Source organism: Sorangiineae bacterium MSr11954, from assembly GCA_037157815.1.
In the GTDB taxonomy this organism is placed as follows: Bacteria; Myxococcota_A; Polyangia; order Polyangiales; family Polyangiaceae; genus Pendulispora; species Pendulispora albinea.
Window position 1 is genome coordinate 1481855 of record CP089984.1, and the last position, 17124, is coordinate 1498978.

At 66.1% G+C, this 17124-nt stretch carries 16 protein-coding genes and 1 tRNA gene; 5 read left to right on the forward strand and 12 right to left on the reverse strand.

Going from position 1 to position 17124, the window contains the following annotated elements; all coding sequences use genetic code 11:
- Positions 1-1130: 1130 nt before the first annotated feature.
- The 6 genes from LZC94_06025 to LZC94_06050 are packed head-to-tail and all read right to left on the reverse strand — an operon-like array spanning position 1131 to position 8343.
- On the reverse strand, positions 1131-2186 hold the full coding sequence (locus tag LZC94_06025; GenBank protein WXB16832.1) for a hemin-degrading factor: 1056 nt from the start codon (positions 2184-2186) through the stop codon (positions 1131-1133).
- A complete protein-coding gene (locus LZC94_06030; protein ID WXB16833.1) occupies positions 2183-3061 on the reverse strand; it encodes a heme ABC transporter ATP-binding protein in 879 nt (292 codons plus the stop codon). Before LZC94_06030 ends, LZC94_06025 begins: the two co-directional genes overlap by 4 nt.
- On the reverse strand, positions 3058-4572 hold the full coding sequence (locus tag LZC94_06035) for a hypothetical protein (protein ID WXB16834.1): 1515 nt from the start codon (positions 4570-4572) through the stop codon (positions 3058-3060). The genes LZC94_06030 and LZC94_06035 overlap by 4 nt, the downstream gene beginning before the upstream one ends.
- A gap of 15 nt (positions 4573-4587) precedes the next feature.
- Entirely contained in the window at positions 4588-5370 is a 783-nt protein-coding gene (locus LZC94_06040; protein ID WXB16835.1) for an HmuY family protein, read from the reverse strand.
- Positions 5371-5375: 5 nt separating this feature from the next.
- The gene (locus LZC94_06045; GenBank protein ID WXB16836.1) at positions 5376-6506 is read right to left on the reverse strand and encodes an HmuY family protein; all 1131 of its coding nucleotides are present in this window, start codon (positions 6504-6506) and stop codon (positions 5376-5378) included.
- A complete protein-coding gene (locus tag LZC94_06050; GenBank protein ID WXB16837.1) occupies positions 6487-8343 on the reverse strand; it encodes a TonB-dependent receptor in 1857 nt (618 codons plus the stop codon). Before LZC94_06050 ends, LZC94_06045 begins: the two co-directional genes overlap by 20 nt.
- Positions 8344-8380: 37 nt before the next feature.
- Between LZC94_06050 and LZC94_06055 the strand changes: the two genes are divergently transcribed.
- A complete protein-coding gene (locus LZC94_06055; protein WXB16838.1) occupies positions 8381-8581 on the forward strand; it encodes a hypothetical protein in 201 nt (66 codons plus the stop codon).
- Positions 8582-8711: 130 nt separating this feature from the next.
- Complete coding sequence (locus LZC94_06060) at positions 8712-9662, forward strand: NADPH:quinone reductase (GenBank protein ID WXB16839.1); 951 nt, start codon at positions 8712-8714, stop codon at positions 9660-9662.
- Here the strand turns inward: LZC94_06060 and LZC94_06065 are convergent.
- Positions 9649-11040 carry an L-serine ammonia-lyase gene (locus tag LZC94_06065; GenBank protein ID WXB16840.1) on the reverse strand — a complete coding sequence of 464 codons (1392 nt, stop codon included), beginning with the start codon at positions 11038-11040 and terminating at the stop codon, positions 9649-9651. The genes LZC94_06060 and LZC94_06065 overlap by 14 nt on opposite strands.
- Before the next feature lie 83 nt (positions 11041-11123).
- The gene (locus LZC94_06070) at positions 11124-11369 is read right to left on the reverse strand and encodes a hypothetical protein (protein WXB16841.1); all 246 of its coding nucleotides are present in this window, start codon (positions 11367-11369) and stop codon (positions 11124-11126) included.
- Between the two features lie 102 nt (positions 11370-11471).
- Between LZC94_06070 and LZC94_06075 the strand changes: the two genes are divergently transcribed.
- Entirely contained in the window at positions 11472-12233 is a 762-nt protein-coding gene (locus LZC94_06075) for a M15 family metallopeptidase (protein WXB16842.1), read from the forward strand.
- A 128-nt stretch (positions 12234-12361) separates the two neighbouring features.
- On the opposite strand, the gene LZC94_06080 is transcribed toward LZC94_06075, so the two are convergent.
- The 4 genes from LZC94_06080 to serS all read right to left on the reverse strand — a co-directional run bounded on the left by LZC94_06080 (position 12362) and on the right by serS (position 14825).
- Positions 12362-12913: a hypothetical protein gene (locus LZC94_06080; GenBank protein ID WXB16843.1), complete on the reverse strand. Its 552-nt coding sequence runs from the start codon at positions 12911-12913 to the stop codon at positions 12362-12364.
- Positions 12910-13167 (reverse strand): hypothetical protein, encoded by a 258-nt coding sequence (locus LZC94_06085; protein WXB16844.1) that lies wholly within the window; start codon positions 13165-13167, stop codon positions 12910-12912. The genes LZC94_06080 and LZC94_06085 overlap by 4 nt, the downstream gene beginning before the upstream one ends.
- Before the next feature lie 197 nt (positions 13168-13364).
- A tRNA-Cys gene (locus tag LZC94_06090) sits at positions 13365-13436 on the reverse strand.
- 114 nt (positions 13437-13550) lie between these two features.
- The gene (gene serS, locus LZC94_06095; protein WXB16845.1) at positions 13551-14825 is read right to left on the reverse strand and encodes a serine--tRNA ligase; all 1275 of its coding nucleotides are present in this window, start codon (positions 14823-14825) and stop codon (positions 13551-13553) included.
- A 64-nt stretch (positions 14826-14889) separates the two neighbouring features.
- On the opposite strand from serS, the gene LZC94_06100 reads away from it, so the two are divergent.
- On the forward strand, positions 14890-15963 hold the full coding sequence (locus tag LZC94_06100) for a trypsin-like serine protease (GenBank protein ID WXB16846.1): 1074 nt from the start codon (positions 14890-14892) through the stop codon (positions 15961-15963).
- A 166-nt stretch (positions 15964-16129) separates the two neighbouring features.
- Positions 16130-17050: a fibro-slime domain-containing protein gene (locus LZC94_06105; protein ID WXB16847.1), complete on the forward strand. Its 921-nt coding sequence runs from the start codon at positions 16130-16132 to the stop codon at positions 17048-17050.
- Positions 17051-17124: the final 74 nt, after the last annotated feature.

A 17124-nucleotide genomic window follows, 5' to 3' on the forward strand; every position in this document is an offset into this window, starting at 1 on the left:
ATGCGCATCTGACCTACCTCCGGTAAACCGACTAATTGCCGCGGCGACTGGGACTTCGTGCGAAACTTTCAAAATCGAGCAATTCCGATTTTGCTTCTTAATTGCGTACACCGTGACGCACGAATTCCATCAGCCGCTTGCGGCCTTGTCCTCGTTCGACGTCGGGTGAGGGATCCCCGTGCATCGCGCGATGGCGCGGTGCCTGTGATGCCAGCGGGTGCCCGGTGTGTACTCTCGGGTCCAACGTGGGTGAATGAACGTAGTGCAGTGCCAACGCCTTGGCGGACTGGTCGTCGTTGTCGGTTGGAGATGGTGCCCGTGGTGCCAGGTGGATGTCCGTTAAAACGGATTCGTTGCAAATCTCCGCAAATTGTGTAGGTGCGCGAGGTCAGCTGAAGCTTCTTCGAACGATGGCGGCGCGCTCACTAGCACGACCGTCGTGAAACACCGCGCTCTTTCCGCGCCCACCGCCCCGCGCCGGCGACACGACGTTGCCCATCGTCGTCCGTCCGCCGCGTAGCGTGTCTCAGAACGTCCATTTCCCGGGTCGAAGCGCGCCTCGCGGCCATGCTTCGCGACGCGCCCCCGCCGCGCGCGGCCGCCACCGCCGCACGCGCAAATGCCGGCGCACGCACGAAAACGGATGCCGCAAAGCGACCAAATTAAAAAGCGACGCCGGCAATGATGCCGGCGTCGCGCGGGGAGATAAGTCGTTGCCAGGTGCTTCCCGTGGCTTGGGGATCCCCGTCGGTTTTCAACGGGGTCTTTGAATATCGAATATGATTTTCAATCCAGACTGATACCTCCTGGTGGAGCCGCTTACATAAGGTAAACGGCTTGTACGAAGGCTCGTTTCGGCACCCAGCGACCCTCTCTCCGCAAAGACAGTCCCATCCGTTTCGCGCGTAAACACAACACAGCAAACACAAACAGAACGGGTGAAAACACAGCGCTTTCGACGGCAACCGGTGGGCTCCTCTTCGCCACCATCACGTCAGAACGTCACGCAGAACCTGCGCGTAGTTAATTAGAACCACGGCATTCGGTGCGCGCAAGAGAAATCAAAATAATTGCGACGGGACGGTGACGTTTTCACACCTGGTCGGCTGAGACGGGTGGGCGAATCGGGGCTAAGCGGACCCCGCTCGCGGGAGCGTTTCGAGCGTGTTGCGCCAGGATTCGTTCTCTTTTTGCCCGGGTTTTCGCTGGCCGACGAGGAGTGCGATTTGGTCGCCTTCGGCCGTGTAGAGCTCGAGCGATGTGACGTTGCCGTCCTTGGTTGGTTTGCGGACGATCCAGGCCGAGTCGATGAGATCGCGTCTTACATGCAGGTTGAAGGCGGGATCGAGAATGTTGATCCAGCTATCCATCGGGACCAGCTTGCCCACCGGACCCGAATAAATCTGGATGATCCCGGGGTTGCCGACGAAGACCATGATCGGCAGCGCCGATGACGCACTGCTCTCGAGGACGCGCTCCAGGCTGTCCAGCGCGACGGGATAGGCCAGATCGCTGCCGCCGAGGCGCAGCGCTTGGGTCCGAGTGACGTTGAAGCGCTGCAGAAGACCGAAGAACTCGTGCGTGTCGCTCATCGCCAACCACGCTTTGCGGAGTTCTTCCGCGTCGATGTCGCGGTCCGGGAGCGGCGCCCGGGGTGGGGTGGGGTGCTCGACGACTTGCGTCGTGGTTTGATCGGCGGCGCGGTATTTCTCGATCAGCTCGGAGAACACCTCACGGTTGGTCTCCGGCCGCACATACAACTTGTGAATGGCCCGCCCCGTGGCGTCGAAGAACTGCAGGCTCTCGGAAATGCCGCGTGCGGTTTCCTCCTTGATGTAAAACGCGTGGCGCCATACGCGAAGGAAGATACGCAGGTCGATCGAGCCCACGCTCTGGCCCATGAGGCCGAAGAACTCGACCCGGTCGTAGCTCCCCTCGATTTCGATGACCGCCGAAGGGTTGCGCGTGATGGTTTTCACCTTTCCCAGCTTGGGCAAGGTCAGGAGCAGCTCGCTCCAGTCGGAGACGCCCAGCCGCACGGCGGCGGGCGAGCCCGCGGCGCCGCAGGCGGAGGCGACCAGCTCGCACTCGGTGACATTCAAACGGGTCGCGGCGTCGACGGCAAATAAGCGTTTCTCGGAGGCCCGAAGGGCGAGCCACCGCTCGTACAGATCCTCTCGACTCATGATGGACCTCTTTCTTTGCAACGCGCTTCGCTGTCCGAAGACGTGAAGGACGGGGCGGGACGTAACGTAGATGCCAGGCCCCGCGTGACGATCAGGGGGCAGGCAAGCTCGGGGTGCGGCAGCACCGTCGCCTCGACGTCGAAGACCTCGCGCAAAAGCTCGGCGTTCAGCACGGCCTGCGGCGGCCCGGATGCGATGCAGCGGCCGCGGCGAAGCACGGCGATTCGGTCGGCGCACTGCGCGGCCAGGTTGAGATCGTGCAGCACCGCCACCACCGCGACCCCGTCGGCCGCCATTTTTCGGGCCCAGTGCAGCACGGTGTGCTGATGGCGGAGATCCAGGTCGTTCGTGGGCTGGTCCAGCAAGAGTGCGCGCGGGTGCGCGAGCGGGCCCGTGTTCGACTCGGGGCTCTCCCAGATCTGGGCGAGCGCGCGCGCCAGCTGAATGCGCTGGCGCTCGCCGCCCGAGAGCGTCAGGTAGGTGCGGTCCTCGAAGGCGAGCGTGTCGGTGGCGGTCATGGCCAGCCGCGCGATGGCGCGATCGCGCATCGATTCGGTCCCTGCGATGTGGGGCGACCGCCCGAGCAGGACCACGTCGAAGCCGCTGAACGCGAAGCGCAGATCCTCGGGCTGCGCAAGAAAGGCCCGCACCTTGGCGCGGTCGCGCAAAGACCACTCGGTGAGCGATTTTCCACCCATGCGCACCTCGCCGGAGCTGGGGGAGACCTCGCCGGAGAGCAGCTTCAAGAGCGTGGACTTGCCGGCGCCGTTGGGGCCCACCAGCGCCACCACCTCGCCGGGGGCAACGGCGAGTGAAATGTCGTCGACGAGCCGGATGCCGCCGGTGCGGTAGCTCACATGCACGGCTTCGATCAACCGAGCCTCCTTCGCTCCCGAATCCGCCGAGCCATGAAGCCCGGCCCGGTCACGGGTACGATGCGCGCCGGGGGGCTCGATGCTGCCTTGGCGCGGGGCTCGCTCTTGGCGCTCGGTTCATGGGCGGACGAGGAGCGGCTGCGCGCGCCCGAAAACAGCGCCAGCGCGAGCAGGATCGCCCAAGGTGAGAATGAAGCGGCGGGTTCGCCCCGCCCCGAGACCGAACAGCCGCCGCCGTCCGCGGTTGCGCCCGCGGGGGGCGCGGGATCGGGCTCCTTCGCCGGCGGCGGTGCGCTCAAGGTGAGCGCGAAGGGTGCGTCGACCTTGCTCGTCGTGGTTCCGTTGACCACGAGGATCGACTCTCCATCGACCTTGGCCGGAATGCTCCCAGGGGAGAGCGCGACGGTGCGGTCGATGCGCGCGGTGGCGCCTTCGACGGGGATCACGGCGGCGGCGACGCGCGCAGGATCGGCGTCGAGCGCGATGTGCATCGCCGAATCGAGCTTCAGTCGGTAATAGAACGCGCCGAGGCCCGAGAGGATACCTCGGGCGCCGCCCTTCGGAAGGTCGGTCAGGTCGACCATGGGGTAGTCCTTTGCGTCGCGGTATCCGGCCTGGCCGGCGCGCGCTCCGGTGGCCGCGTTCCAAATGGCGAAGCGCGTGTACTCCGAGGCCAGGCTCGATTTCAGGGTCGTGCGCAAGACGGCATCGGTCGCGGCGAGGGCGGACGCGCCGCCGGCGCCTTGCGCTTCCAGGATGGATCGCACGATGCCTTCGCCGTGGGTTTGCGTCAGGTAGACGGGCCAGATGGCCGACCCATACAGGTAGGCGCCCGTGACGCTGCCCGGCGGTACGTCGAGCGCGCGCGATGGCTCGCGGAAGAACGCGGGGAGGAATCGCTCCAGATCGGTGAGGGACGGCGCGAGCGTCTCGGCGGCCCACTGCGCCGTTCCCTCGGCCCAGAAGCGATCCATATTGGCGTCGTAGCCGTTTTGCACGGCGTGAAAGACCTCGTGCGGAAGGACCGTACGGATCCCTTCGTCGGCCGTGGGGTAGCGGCCGGCGAAGTTGCTCTCCGCCAGGATGAAGCTCGCGCAGCGGTGGGCATCGCCGCGCTTCGTGCAGCGTTCGGGCACCGCGGTGCCGTCGGCCGAGGTGAAGTCGACGAGGTACACATCGAGCCGGCCATCTCCGCCGTTGGAGCCGCACGCGGTGTCTTCGTCGGTGGGCGGCGCGCGGTAGCCCATGGCGGCATACCGCGCGAGCGCGTCTTCGGTCACCGCCGCCGTGTGCGCGACGTCATCGGGCACGCCGTCCGGGCGCGTGCTGCTCGCGGCGACCCGATGCCGGCCTTCGAGCACGTACCAAATGCGAACATGAGGTTCATCGAAGGAAAGCGCGGGGGCGGAGCCGTAGGCGTAACCGGCATATCCGGCCGCGTCGGTGGGGCGGCTGCACGTCTCCGCCGCTCGCGCGTCGGCCGATGCGAGCAAAAGGAGCATACTGGCCACGACCCCGCGCATGGCTCAAAGCGCCTGGACCTTCAGCGAGTACTGCGCGCTGGCCGCGGCACCGGCGTCGGGCTTTTGCGTCTTGTACGAGAGGATTTGCACCTTGAAGAGCTTTGCGCCCGCGGTCTTGACGAGGAACACGCCGGGCTTGGGGCCCGTGATCTGGTGCGTCGCCTCGTCGTAGACGTACCAACCGGAGAACGTGGTCTTGAGCGCCTGCCGTTCATCGAGCTTGGCCTTGCACTCGAGGTCGAAGAAGCTCTCCTTGGGGAAATCTTTGCCCTGCGCGTCGGCGGCCGTCACGTCGTCGAACCCCTTGCCCTCGAGGAACAGCGCGCTTCCATTGGCGGGACCGCCGTCGCCGTTGTTCACGAAGAGGATGTCGCGCTTGAGCGCCAGGTCCCACGCGCTCGACGTCTCCGCGGATCGATCGGTGACGCTCACCTTGGCCGCCGTCTCCAGGTTCACGTAAACGCGCGGGTTCTTCGCGGCGTTCGCGATTCCGCCCGCGCTCGCGTCGACGTAAATCGTCTTGGAGAGCCCCACCGAAGGAAGGACCGCGACCTCGCCCTCCGACACGGAGTCGATCGGCTTGAGCAACGTCTCTTTGGCCGCCGTGCACGATCCCCCGTCCAGCTTCGTGCCGGAGTCCTGCGGCGTGCCCGTCCCCGTGTCGCGGACGTTGCCGCCGTCTTGGGGCAAGGGGACCGACGAATCGTCCGAGCTGCAGCCGCCGGCCGAGGCGGCGAAGGGAAGCGCGAGGAGCGGAAGAAGAATCGACAATCCAAGCTTTTTCATTGTGCTCATCCTTTGAACGGTTTGATGCGGACGACGACCGTCCCCGGGGATTTCGCCGTGGCGTGCTCGAAGCCGGTGAACCCGAGGAAGTACTTCTGCGCGCCGCTGGCGCTGCTCACCACCCACGCCCCCGGCGCCGGCGTGCGGGTGGCGGAGGCCGGATCCAGCCAGGTGTCGCCGAACGCGCTCACGATGCGATCGCCGCGCGGGTTCTTCGACTCGAACGAGGCGTAGGTGATGGCGTCGAAGCGCGCCTTCTCGCCCGCCTCCGTTCGCGTCATGACTTGCTGCAAGGTCTCGCCCGCCGTCTTGGCCCCGTCGAAGTCGATGGCGCCCACGCCGCGCGGCCCACCCAGCTCGCCGTTGACGGAGATGGCATCGCGGCGAAAACAAAGGTGCCACGCCGGCGAGGTGCGCGCGGCGGCCGGGGTGAGCATGGTGCGCGCACCCGTCCCGAGATCGAGGCACTCGCTGGGGGTCGATGGATCGGCGCTGGCGTCGCCCGCGGTGCCGTCGAGATCCGCGATCTCCACGGCGTTGCCCGCGCGATCGGCGAACAGCTCCGCGGCGCGAATGCGGTAGAGCGCGCTGATCGGCGCGCCTTGGCGCTCGCCGTAATACGTTTGCACTTGGACCTTCCAGCGGCGCGCGCCGTCTTGAATGCCCAGCACGTGAAAGCGGCTATAGAGCTTGTGCGCCTCGCCGTCGTACGCGTACCACCGGAGGAACGCGCCGCCGGTGGTGTCGGCCGTGATGCGGGGGATGGCGGGCGGCGGGTTCTCGTTGTACGACGCGGCCTCGAGGGGACCGAACGCTCCCCCTTTGCCGGCGCCGGACGGGCCGCTGTTGGTGAACACCTCGAACCCCTCGAACGCCAGATCCCACTCGCCCGATGCTCTGGGATCCCCCGCCACGTTCACCACCCCGGGCGCGTTCAAGCGAACGAAGACGCGACCGCGCTCGGGGACGTCGAACCGAAGCTCGGTGCCGGTGGCAAACGGGTCGGGATCGCCCCCCGCGTCGCCCTTGCCCGGCTTGGCGCTGCTGCCATCGCTGCACGCCATGCACGTGACCATGGCGATGGCCAAACGAGGGACGGTGAGCTGGTGAATCGTGCTACGGGTGCGCGCGCGCATCTTCATCCTCCCAGGGAAGCTCGGCCCGAAGGCCCAGGTAGATCACGCGGCCGAGCGGCGGGCGCGTATCGCCCACCCGCCCGACGTCCTGGTGCGCATCGAGCAAATTGAGAACGCCGACATAGGCCTGCGACTTCGGCCACACCTCGCGACCGAGGCGAAAATCGAGCATCGAGTACGCGGGCGAGCGCGAGTCCTCCGTGAGGAACGCGTCGGTGGTCATGCGCCACCGGCCGTACACCTCGAACTTCTCCGGCAAGCGCGCGAGCACCGACACCGTCACCGTGTGCGGCGGCTTCCCCGCGAGCGGGCGATCGCTCGAGTCGTCGCGCGTCCAGAGGTACGAGTAGCTCACGTCGGCGCGCAGCCGATCGCTCCAGAGACGAAGGGTGGCGAGGGCGTCGGCCCCGAAGGTGCGCGCCTTGCCGAAGTTCGTATAGCGGTAGTCGACCACCGTGCCGCGCGTGATCCCGTTGGCCAGATCGATGTCGATCAGGCTGTCGACCCAGTTCATGAACGACGCACCCCGCAAGGTCACCGCGCGATCGGGCTGCCACGTCACATCGGCGTTCACGCCCCACGACGTCTCCGGCACCAGCTCCGCATTGCCGAGCACGCGGTAACCGTAATACGAATGATCGAAGACGAACCCCAGCTCCTTGGCGCTGGGCGCGCGAAAGCCGCGACCCGAGGAGACGCGCAGCCCGAGCTCCTTCGCCGGCCGGTACGCCAGCGCCAGCCGCGGCGCCAGCGCGCTCCCGTAGCGCGTGTGCCCCTCGAAGCGCACCCCCGGCAGCACCGTGAGCTTCCCGAGCCGCCACTCCATCTGCCCGTAGATCGCGGCGTTGCCGAAGCTCTGAGGCACCACCTCTTCTTGCCGCCGGGTCACCACACCGCTGGCGACGCTCTCGGACTTGGTCAGGTACTGCGAGAACGTCTCGGCCTCCGCGCGCCCGCCGAAGACCCAGGTGCGCGGGCCGTCGGCCAGGGTCGCCACCGCCTCGATGCTGTGCATCCGTTGATGCCGATCGCGGATTTGATCGATGGGCGAGTTGCGACGATCGTCGGCCGTCTCGTTGTCGCTCCACTGGCGGCCCAAGGTGATGCGAAGGTTCGAGCCCTTCCCCAAATCGATCGACTCGATGACGTGGAGGGTATACCGATGCGTCTCCTCCGGAAGATCGATGAGGTAGCGCCCCAGCCCCGGCGCCTGCTCCGAGCGCAGCCCGTCCAGCCGATCGTGGAGCCACCGCGCGCGCACCCGAAGATCGATCCGCTTCGAGAGCGCGGTGCCGGCGCGCAGCCCCACCATGTGCCGCGCGGTATCGGGCAGCTGCCGATCGGGGAGCTCGGCCACCCGCGCGAGCCCATCCTGACGAAACAGGTTCAAGTCGAGCGCCGCCCATGTTTTGCCCGACCGATACGCCCCATTGGCTTGCACCAGGACCGCCCGCTGGCTTCGCCCTTCGAGGCGCACGCGACCGCTCGGCCCCTCGAAGCGCGGCGGCGCGGTCACCAGGTTCACCACGCCGCCCAGCGCGCTGGAGCCGTAGAGTGAGCTCGAAGGCCCGCTCACGATCTCGATGCGCGAAAGATCCCCGGTGGGAAGGGTGGCCAGATCGATGGCGCCGCCCACGTCCCCCGTCATCCGCTCGCCGTCTTCGAGAATGAGCACGCGATTGCGATCGAAGCCCTGAATCTGAATGGCGCTGACATTCCCCAGGTAGCCGTAGGCACCCGGGTCCACCCGCACCCCCGGTTGCGAGGTGAGGGCCTCGGCCACGTTGGTGGCTCCCCGGCGATCCATCTCCTCGGAGGTCACGACATCGGTTTTCACGGTGGCGCGCTGTGAGCGCTCCGGCGTTCGGGTGCCTGTGACAACGACGGTATCCGCGGGCTCCGCGCTGGAAGCCCGCGGCGGCGCGGCCTTTGGCGCTTCGGCGGCTTGCCCCGATGGCGGCTGCGCGCGGTCCTCGGCGCGGGCCCGGCGCGTGCAGGTCGTGCACGTCGCCGACGCAGACGCCGATGCGAGCGTCACAGCCATCATGAGCGTGAGCCTTCCGTTCACGGGGTAAATGTGAAAATGAAAACCGTTATCATCAACTTAGCGGAAGATGCTTGATGGGCGAAAGACGGTCAAGGCTAAAGTGAAATATGCGAGCCGCATGGTACGAGCAAAGGGGCGAGGCCGCGAAGGTCTTGATAATGGGACGAATGCCCCCGCCGGATCCGGCCCCCGGCGAGGTGCGGGTGCGCGTTCATGCATCGGGCATCAACCCGGGTGACGTCAAGAAACGCGCACCTTGGCTCGACATGCCCATGGCATATCCGCGCATCGTTCCGCATAGCGATGGGGCAGGGGTGATCGACGCAGTTGGCCCCGGCATTTCCGCCTCCCGCATCGGCGAGCGCGTGTGGTGTTTCGGAGCCCAATCGTATCGACCGTTTGGCACCGCCGCGGAGCTCACCTGCGTCCCATCCGAGCAAGCCGTCACCCTCCCGGACGACGTCAGTTACGTGCAAGGTGCATGTTTCGGGATCCCCGGGATGACGGGGCACCGCGCCGTCTTCGCCGACGGCCCCGTGAATGGTCGCACCGTCCTCGTTCGCGGTGCCCTCGGCGCGGTGGCGCGCGCCGCCATCGTGCTCGCCGTGCGCGGCGGCGCCACCGTCGTCGCCACCGTGCGCTCCGCATCCGAAGCCGCCTCCGCGCGCGCGACCGGCGCGCACCATATCGTCGTGCAGAGCGAGCCGGACTTCGCCGCGCGCATCCTCGAGCTCACGGGCGGACGCGGTGTCGATCGCATCGTCGAGGTGGCTTTCGACGCCAACATCCGCTCCGATCACGATGTGATCGCGCTGGGCGGCACCATCGCGGCGTACGCGACCTTGCAGCCCGAGCCGGCGCTTCCCTTTTGGCCACTCTTGTTCAAAGACGTCACGATCCGACTCCTCGGGAGCGACGACTTTCCGCCCGCGGCCAAGCTCGATGCCGCCCGCGACATCACCGCCGCCGCCTCGGCTCTGGTCTACCCCATCGCCGCGCGCTTTCCCCTGGAGTCCATCGCCGAAGCGCACCTCGCCGTGGAACGCGGCGCCCGCGGCCGCGTCGTGCTCGATGTGCTCGATGTGCTCGATGTGCTCAGCACTCGATGACGTTGACCGCCAGCCCGCCGCGCGATGTCTCTTTGTATTTGTCCTTCATGTCCTCGCCGGTCTCGCGCATGGTCTTGATGACCTTGTCGAGCGACACGAAGTGCGTGCCATCGCCCCGCAGGGCCATGCGCGCCGCGTTGATCGCCTTCACCGCCGCGATGGCGTTTCGCTCGATGCACGGCACCTGAACGAGGCCGCCCACCGGATCGCAGGTGAGCCCCAGGTTGTGCTCCATCCCAATCTCGGCCGCGTTCTCGACCTGGCGCGGTGAGCCCCCGAGCACCTCGGTCAGCCCCGCGGCGGCCATGGAGCACGCCGAGCCCACCTCGCCCTGGCAGCCGACCTCCGCGCCCGAGATGGACGCGCACTCCTTGTAAATGACACCGATTGCCCCTGCGGTGAGCAAGTAGCGAACGATGCCCTCGTCGTTGGCCCCCGGCACATGGTTGGCGTAGTAGTGCATCACCGCTGGGATCACCCCGGCCGCGCCATTGGTGGGCGCCGTCACCACGCGCCCGCCGGCGGCGTTCTCCTCGTTCACCGCCAGCGCATACAGGTTCACCCAATCCATGACCACGAACGGATCGGACGGATCCGGGCGGGTGGTGAGCTTGCGATACAGCTCGGCCGAGCGCCGTTTGACCTTGAGGCCGCCCGGGAGCACCCCCTCGCGCAAAAAGCCGTTCTGCACGCACTCCTTCATGACCGACCAAATCTCGAGCAGCCCCTGCCGAATGGCGGCTGCGCCCACGTGGCCGCTCTCCTTGCCGAGCGCCTTCTCGTTCTCCAGCATGATGCGGCTGATGGAGAGCCCCGTTTCATCCGCCAGCGCCAGCAGCTCGGCCCCCGTGCGAAAAGGGTGGGGGACTTGCGTATCCGACGCCTTGATCCGATCGGCGCCCGCCGCCTGTTCGTCGACCACGAACCCGCCCCCCACGGAGTAGTACGTACGGCTCCGGAGCACGACCCCTTCGGCATCGTAGGCGTGCAGCATCATGCCGTTGGGGTGGAACGGCAGCGACTTCAATCGATGCATCACGATGTCTTCGCGTGGATCGAAGGCCACCTCGCGCTGCCCGAAGAGCCGAATCTTGGCCGTGGCCCGAATCTCCGCCTCGCGATCGTGCGCGGCGTAGGGGTCGATCTTCGCCGGGTGGTTGCCCTCGAGCCCCAGCATCACCGCCTTGTCGCTGCCGTGCCCGCGCCCCGTTGCCCCGAGCGACCCATAGAGATCCGCCTTCACCGCGGCCGTTCGCGCCAGAAGGCCGTCCGCCTCGAGCCCGGTGACGAACATGAGCGCGGCACGCATGGGACCTACTGTGTGCGAGCTCGAAGGGCCAATTCCGATCTTGAACAGATCGAAGACGCTGACGGGCATGGTGGGTCTTCCCTTATCACAGTCACGTAGGCCCGGGCGCCTCACGCGATCGCGGGCGTGGCGACCACGGTTTTCCCATCATGTCACATGGCCACCTTCCCATGATCGACCCACCAGGTTCGGGGGTCTTCCAAGTAGAAACGAAACACCTGCTGCCGCTCGTCGTGCCATACAAGCTGGGCAGGCAGCTCGTCGGACCATGACGTCGCTTCGAGCTTCCAAACATGCTCGCTTTCCGCGAGATCCTGCGCCGCGGCCGTCTCACGAAAACGTGCGAGGGCATGACGCGCTCCGTCGCTGAGGTGATCTTCCGAAGGCCATCGAATCATGCCGTCCAACGATGCAACGCAGAGGCCATCGGCCTTTTTTTGGCGCACTGGGCACGACCCGATCCCTCGCCTCCGGTGCCGGGAGGAGCTAGCGTGCTCTTCATGCGACCGACCTTCCGCCTTGCACTGGCCCTAGCATTCACCACCATCGCCACCACGGCCCTCGCCGACACCCCCGAGGAGCACGGCCAACCGGTCCTCGATCCGTCTGCGGCTGGCACCTCGCTCCCGACCCTCGATCTCGAAGCCGATGCCGAACGCGGTATCGACATCAACGTTCGCTTTCCCTTCCTCGCCTTCGTCCACACCATCGACCCGTGGACGGAGCAGTCGATGATGAACGTCTCCTGGCACCCCGGCTGTCCCGTGCCCATCTCCGATCTCCGCGCCGTCGACATGACCTACTGGGGCTTCGATAAGCGCCCGCACTGGGGCCGGCTCATCGTCCACCACGATGTCAGCGCCTCGGTCGTTCGGGCCTTCAAGGCGATGTACACCGCCCGTTTCCCCATCCGCCGCATGGAACCGGTCGACCGCTACGGCGGCAGCGACGACGCTTCGATGCTGGCCGACAACACCTCCGCCTTCAACTGCCGCGCCAAAACCGGCGGGACCACCTTTTCCATCCACTCCTACGGGCGCGCCATCGACATCAATACGGTCGAGAACCCCTATGTCAAAGGCGCCCTCGTGCTCCCCTCCACCGGCGCTCCCTTTGCCGATCGCACCAACATCCGTCCCGGCATGATCCTCGAAGGCGACCTCGTCACCCGCGCCTTCGACCTCGAAGGCTTCGACTGGGGCGGCCGCTGGACCTCGCTCAAAGACTACCAACACTTCGAAATCGTCCCCCCGACCAACTAACCGCCGTTCGACTCCGACTTACCCCGCTCGCGCACCTCGATCGCGCGCAGCGGGCCGCGCGCGGCAGTCTCCCCCATGGCTCGGCGTCTACGGCGCTCCGCAGGGGAGACTCCCCGGTGGGGGGGCGGCTAGGCGCGGACGCGGTTCCACAGTTCGCGGACGCCGAGCTCGTCGAGCCAGCGTTCGATGTAGACGACGTCGAGGGCCTCACCTTGCACATCGAGGATGCCGCGCACATCGCGGAGCTGCCGCTCGGACTCGCCGAGCTTGGCCCATTCGAGCTTGGCGAGCACGGTGTCTTCCGCGGATGCGACGTAAACTTGGAGCCCGAGCACCTTGGCGGGGACGCGTCGGGCAAGCTCTTCGTGGCTGAATCCTCGGGCTTTGCGAAAGATGACGTCGACCTTCCACATGGTCTTGCCCGAAATCACGTTGAACTGCCCACGCCGTCGAAACTCGTCGCGGGCCACGTCCGGGTCGACGTAAACCTGGTCGCTCGAAAGACTCGCGAGGAATCGATCGAGGGAAGCCCACGTTGGGTCGATGACGAGATCGATGTCCTGGGTCGTGCGCGGCGCCCCGTGATGGGAGCTCGCAAATGAACCTGCGAGCATGTACGGAATGGCCGCCGCGTCGAGAGCACCGACGACGAGCGCCAGAAACGTCGCTGCATCCGTCACGGCAGCGGTATCTTGGCGTTTGGCCAAACTCGTGCGGCCACGTCCCGCCCGTAGAGCAGGCCGACGAGCGCCTGCCGAACATCCATGGCCGAATAGTCTGGATGGCGCGAACGGATCCCTTCCGCCGTCACCTGGCGAATATCATCGCTCATCCGAAGAGCGAGCTCCGAGCGTTCACTCGCGCTCATCCCACGATAAAGCCGCAACTGCATCTCGTGCGCATCCGCATGGGTATCGCGAGGCCGCATCATCACCTCTTCACTCTACACACCCCAAGCCGCACACGCCCGCTTCCCCAAGCGGCCACCGCGCCCAAACGCGCAAATCGACCCGACCACCACGCCACACGCGCGAAAGCAGGCACAATTCGAGAGCTCAGGCACGTCCGCAGGACACAGCCGAGCGCGCTCCCAAGAGCACCTGCGCCTGCTGGTCGCAAAGCGACCAGCAGAGGCGTGGATGGGATTCGAACCCACGTATGATGGTTTTGCAAACCATTGCCTAACCACTTGGCTACCACGCCGTTGCGTCTCGTCGGAAGCGGACGCACCGTATCAGCATCTCTCCCCCATGCGAAGCACCATTCGCCGGGGCAGACGGAAAAGCCGAAAATGGCAGGCGGGCGAGGCCGAAACCGTTACGCCTTGGGGGTCAGGACGGTCGTGCCCCCCATGTACGGCACCAGCGCCTTGGGCACGGTCACCGAACCGTCGGGGTTCTGATGGTTCTCGAGCAGCGGAATGAGGATGCGCGGGCTCGCGATGGCCGTGTTGTTCAGGGTGTACGGGTAGACGAGCGATCCGTTGGCGAGGCGCAGGCGGATGTTCGAGCGGCGGGCTTGGAAGTCGCCCATGGTGGAGCATGAGTGCGTCTCGGAGTAGGTGCCGCGCCCCGGCATCCAGGACTCCACCTCGTGCTTGCGCGTTTGCCCCAGCCCAATCTCGCCCGTGCATGCGAGCGCCACCCGGTAGGGGATCTCCAGCGCCGTCAGGATGGCCTCGGCGTTGTCCAAGAGCCGGTAGTGCTCTTTTTCGGCGATCTCCTCGTCGGGTAGACAAAAGACGACCTGCTCGACCTTGGTGAACTGGTGCACCCGGTACAGACCGCGCGTGTCCTTGCCGTGCGCACCGGCCTCGCGGCGGAAGCACGGGGAGAGGCCGGCGTAGCGGATGGGCAGCTGGGCCTCGTCCAGGGTGTCGTCCGCGTGGAGCGAGACCAGCGGGACCTCGCTGGTGCCGATGAGGAAAAGCTCGTCGGCCGTGATCGCGTACGCGTCTTCTTTTCCGATGGGGAAGAAGCCGGTGCCCTGCATCGCGCGCTCTTTCACCATCACCGGCGGGATGACCATCGTCAGACCGCGCTGCACCAAAAGGTCGATGACGAACCGGGTGACCGCCAGCTCCAAGAGCGCGCCGTTGCCGATGAGCGCGTACGAGCGCGCCCCCGCATAGCGACGCGGGCCCTCCGTGTTGACCAAGCCGAGCTTGTCCATCAGCTCCACGTGATCGAGCGGCTTGAAGTCGAACCGGCGCGGCGTTCCCACCTTGCGGATCTCGACGTTGTCTTCCTCACCCTGGCCGACCGGGACCTCGGGCCGTGGCACGCTTGGCACCAGCAGCATCAAGCCCTCGTAGCGGCGGGTGATCTCGGCCAGCTCCGGCTCGAGCTTCTCGATGGCGGCCTTGATCTCTTTTCCCTCCTCCACCAGCTTCGGCCGCTCTTCCTTGGGCGCCTTGGGGATGGCGGCGGCGACCTGATTCTTTCGCGCGCGCTTCTCGTCGAGCACGGTGATGGCCTCGCGGCGTTGCTTATCGACGGAGAAAAGTTCATCCAAATCGAGGTCGAAGCGCTTGTTCTTGATGGCCGCGCGAACAAGCTCGGCGTTCTGGCGGATAAAGGCGATGTCGAGCATGAGAGCGTTTTCTTCTATACCACTTGCGGGCATCGGTCAGAGCTTGTGCTACGCAAATCAGCACATGAAGAAGTCGCTTCTTTCCGTCTTACTCGTGGCCTCCATGACCGCCGCTTGTTCTTTCAGCTCCCCCTCGGATTCGAGCGCGGGGGAGGACACCGACTCGGCCTCCCAGCCCATCATCTCCGGCAAGGCATCCGACTCCAGCCAAGACTCGGTCGTTCTGCTCGTCCACACGCAGGACCAGTCCCACTTTTCGGTATGCACGGGGACCCTCGTAGCCTCCAATTTGGTGCTGACCGCGCGGCACTGCCTTTCGGTGACGTCCGATGGCGCCTTCGGCTGCGACGACAAAGGAAACCTGAGCCCCGGAAGCAAGGGCGGGAATGTCGGCGCCGACTACCGGCCGGGCGACATCTCCGTCTACACGGGCGCCGTCCGCCCCGATGTCGAGAAGGGCGGCCCGCAAGTCGTTCCAGCCAATGCGATGGGCAAAAAGATCTTCCATGACACCGGGAAGGTCATCTGCAGCCACGACCTCGGGCTCCTCCAGCTCGATCGCGAGCTACCGCAGGCCAAGATCACCCCCATCCGGCTCGACTCGTCCGTGAAGAAGGGGGAGAAGTTCACGGCCATCGGCTGGGGCGTCACCCTGGATGCGGGCTTCCCCAAGCAACGCCAGGCGCGCACCGGAATCGTCGTGACGGAGGTCGGCCCGTACGCGGGGAGCAAGACCGAGGATCCCGTGCCCCCCAACGACTTCCAAGTCGGCGAGGCCACCTGCCAAGGCGACAGCGGCGGTCCCGCCTTCTCCGAGGTGACCGGCGCCGTCATCGGCGTCGTCTCCCGCGGAGGCAACGGCGCCGATGATTCGTCGGGGCCATCCGCCGGGTGTATCAAAGCCTCCAACGACTACACGCAGACGTCGCCCTTCAAGTCGCTCATCCTGCAAACCTTCCAGGCCGTGGGCCGCGAACCGCGGATTGAAGAGCCCATCAACCCGGGCAGCTCCGGCGGCGAATCGAAGAGCGGGTGCTCGGTGGGAGCGGCCGGCTCGTCCTCCACCCCCGCGGGCGCCGGCGCGATGGTCGCATTGGGCATCGCCCTCGCGGCGATTCGTCGCCGCAGACACGGATAGGCATATGGCGCACGCGCGCCTGGGCACACGGCACTTCACGCCAATGTGCCCTCGCGTGCTCGCCCTACATTTCGGCCTGATCTCCGCGGCGGAATGCAAATTTTCGATGATGATGGTCGTACGCATTACCGCTTGTTGATCCCGCTGCGCGCGATACCGTGTCGGGATGCGATCTACTTTCTTCCTGGTTTTGCTCGTCGCGGCGTGCGGTAGTAGCGGTTCGGGGTTCGACCACAATGGCGGGGATGGGGGAGGCGGCCGCGGCAATCCGGGTGGCGATTTCGGACCGGGCGGCGATGGTGGACGGGGTGGGGGAGGTGGCGGCGACCAATGCAACCACGTCATCAAAGCGACCATCCGCGACTTCAAGCCGTGCACGGCCCGTCACAACGAGAACAACGAGCAGGATATGGAGGATTGCAAGGAGGGCTCTCGGGTGGGCCATCCGGACTTCGAGCACTACCAAGGCAACGAGCCCACGCCGGGGATCGTCGAAGCGAGGCTCGGCTCCGATGACAAGCCGGTCTACGTGGGCGATGGGCCTCACCATTATCCCAACAATCCGGACAAGCCCGAGACGACCAGCAAAGACGCGTTCTCGTACTGGTACCACGACAAGCCCGGCGACGGCTCGATGAACAACAAGACGCTCACCCGCGATATCCCCCTCGCGCCCACGACGGGGGCGGACGGCAAACAACATTTCGTTTACGACAACGACGCCTTCTTCCCCGCCGACAATGCGGGATTTGGCAATGGCCCGACGTTCGGCGGCAACGCCACGCACAACTTCGCCTTCACGACCGAAGTGCACCTGAAGTTCACGTACAAGGGCGGCGAAGTCTTTCGGTTCATCGGCGACGACGATCTCTGGCTCTTCATCGACAAGAAGCTGGCCCTCGATCTCGGCGGCCTGCACCCCGAGGTCGGCAAGGAAGACCAATACCTCGTCAGCCTGGACCGACTGGGCCTGGTGCAAGGTCAAACGTACGCTATGGATCTCTTCCACGCCGAGCGCCACACCGCGGCCTCGCACTTCCGAATCGACACGACCATCGATTGCATCGAGAACGTGCCCATTCATTGACGGGCGCACGTTGCACCGCCGAGCGCGAGGGCTCACGATCGTCGTGAGCCCTCGGCGCACAAACCACCAAGGCC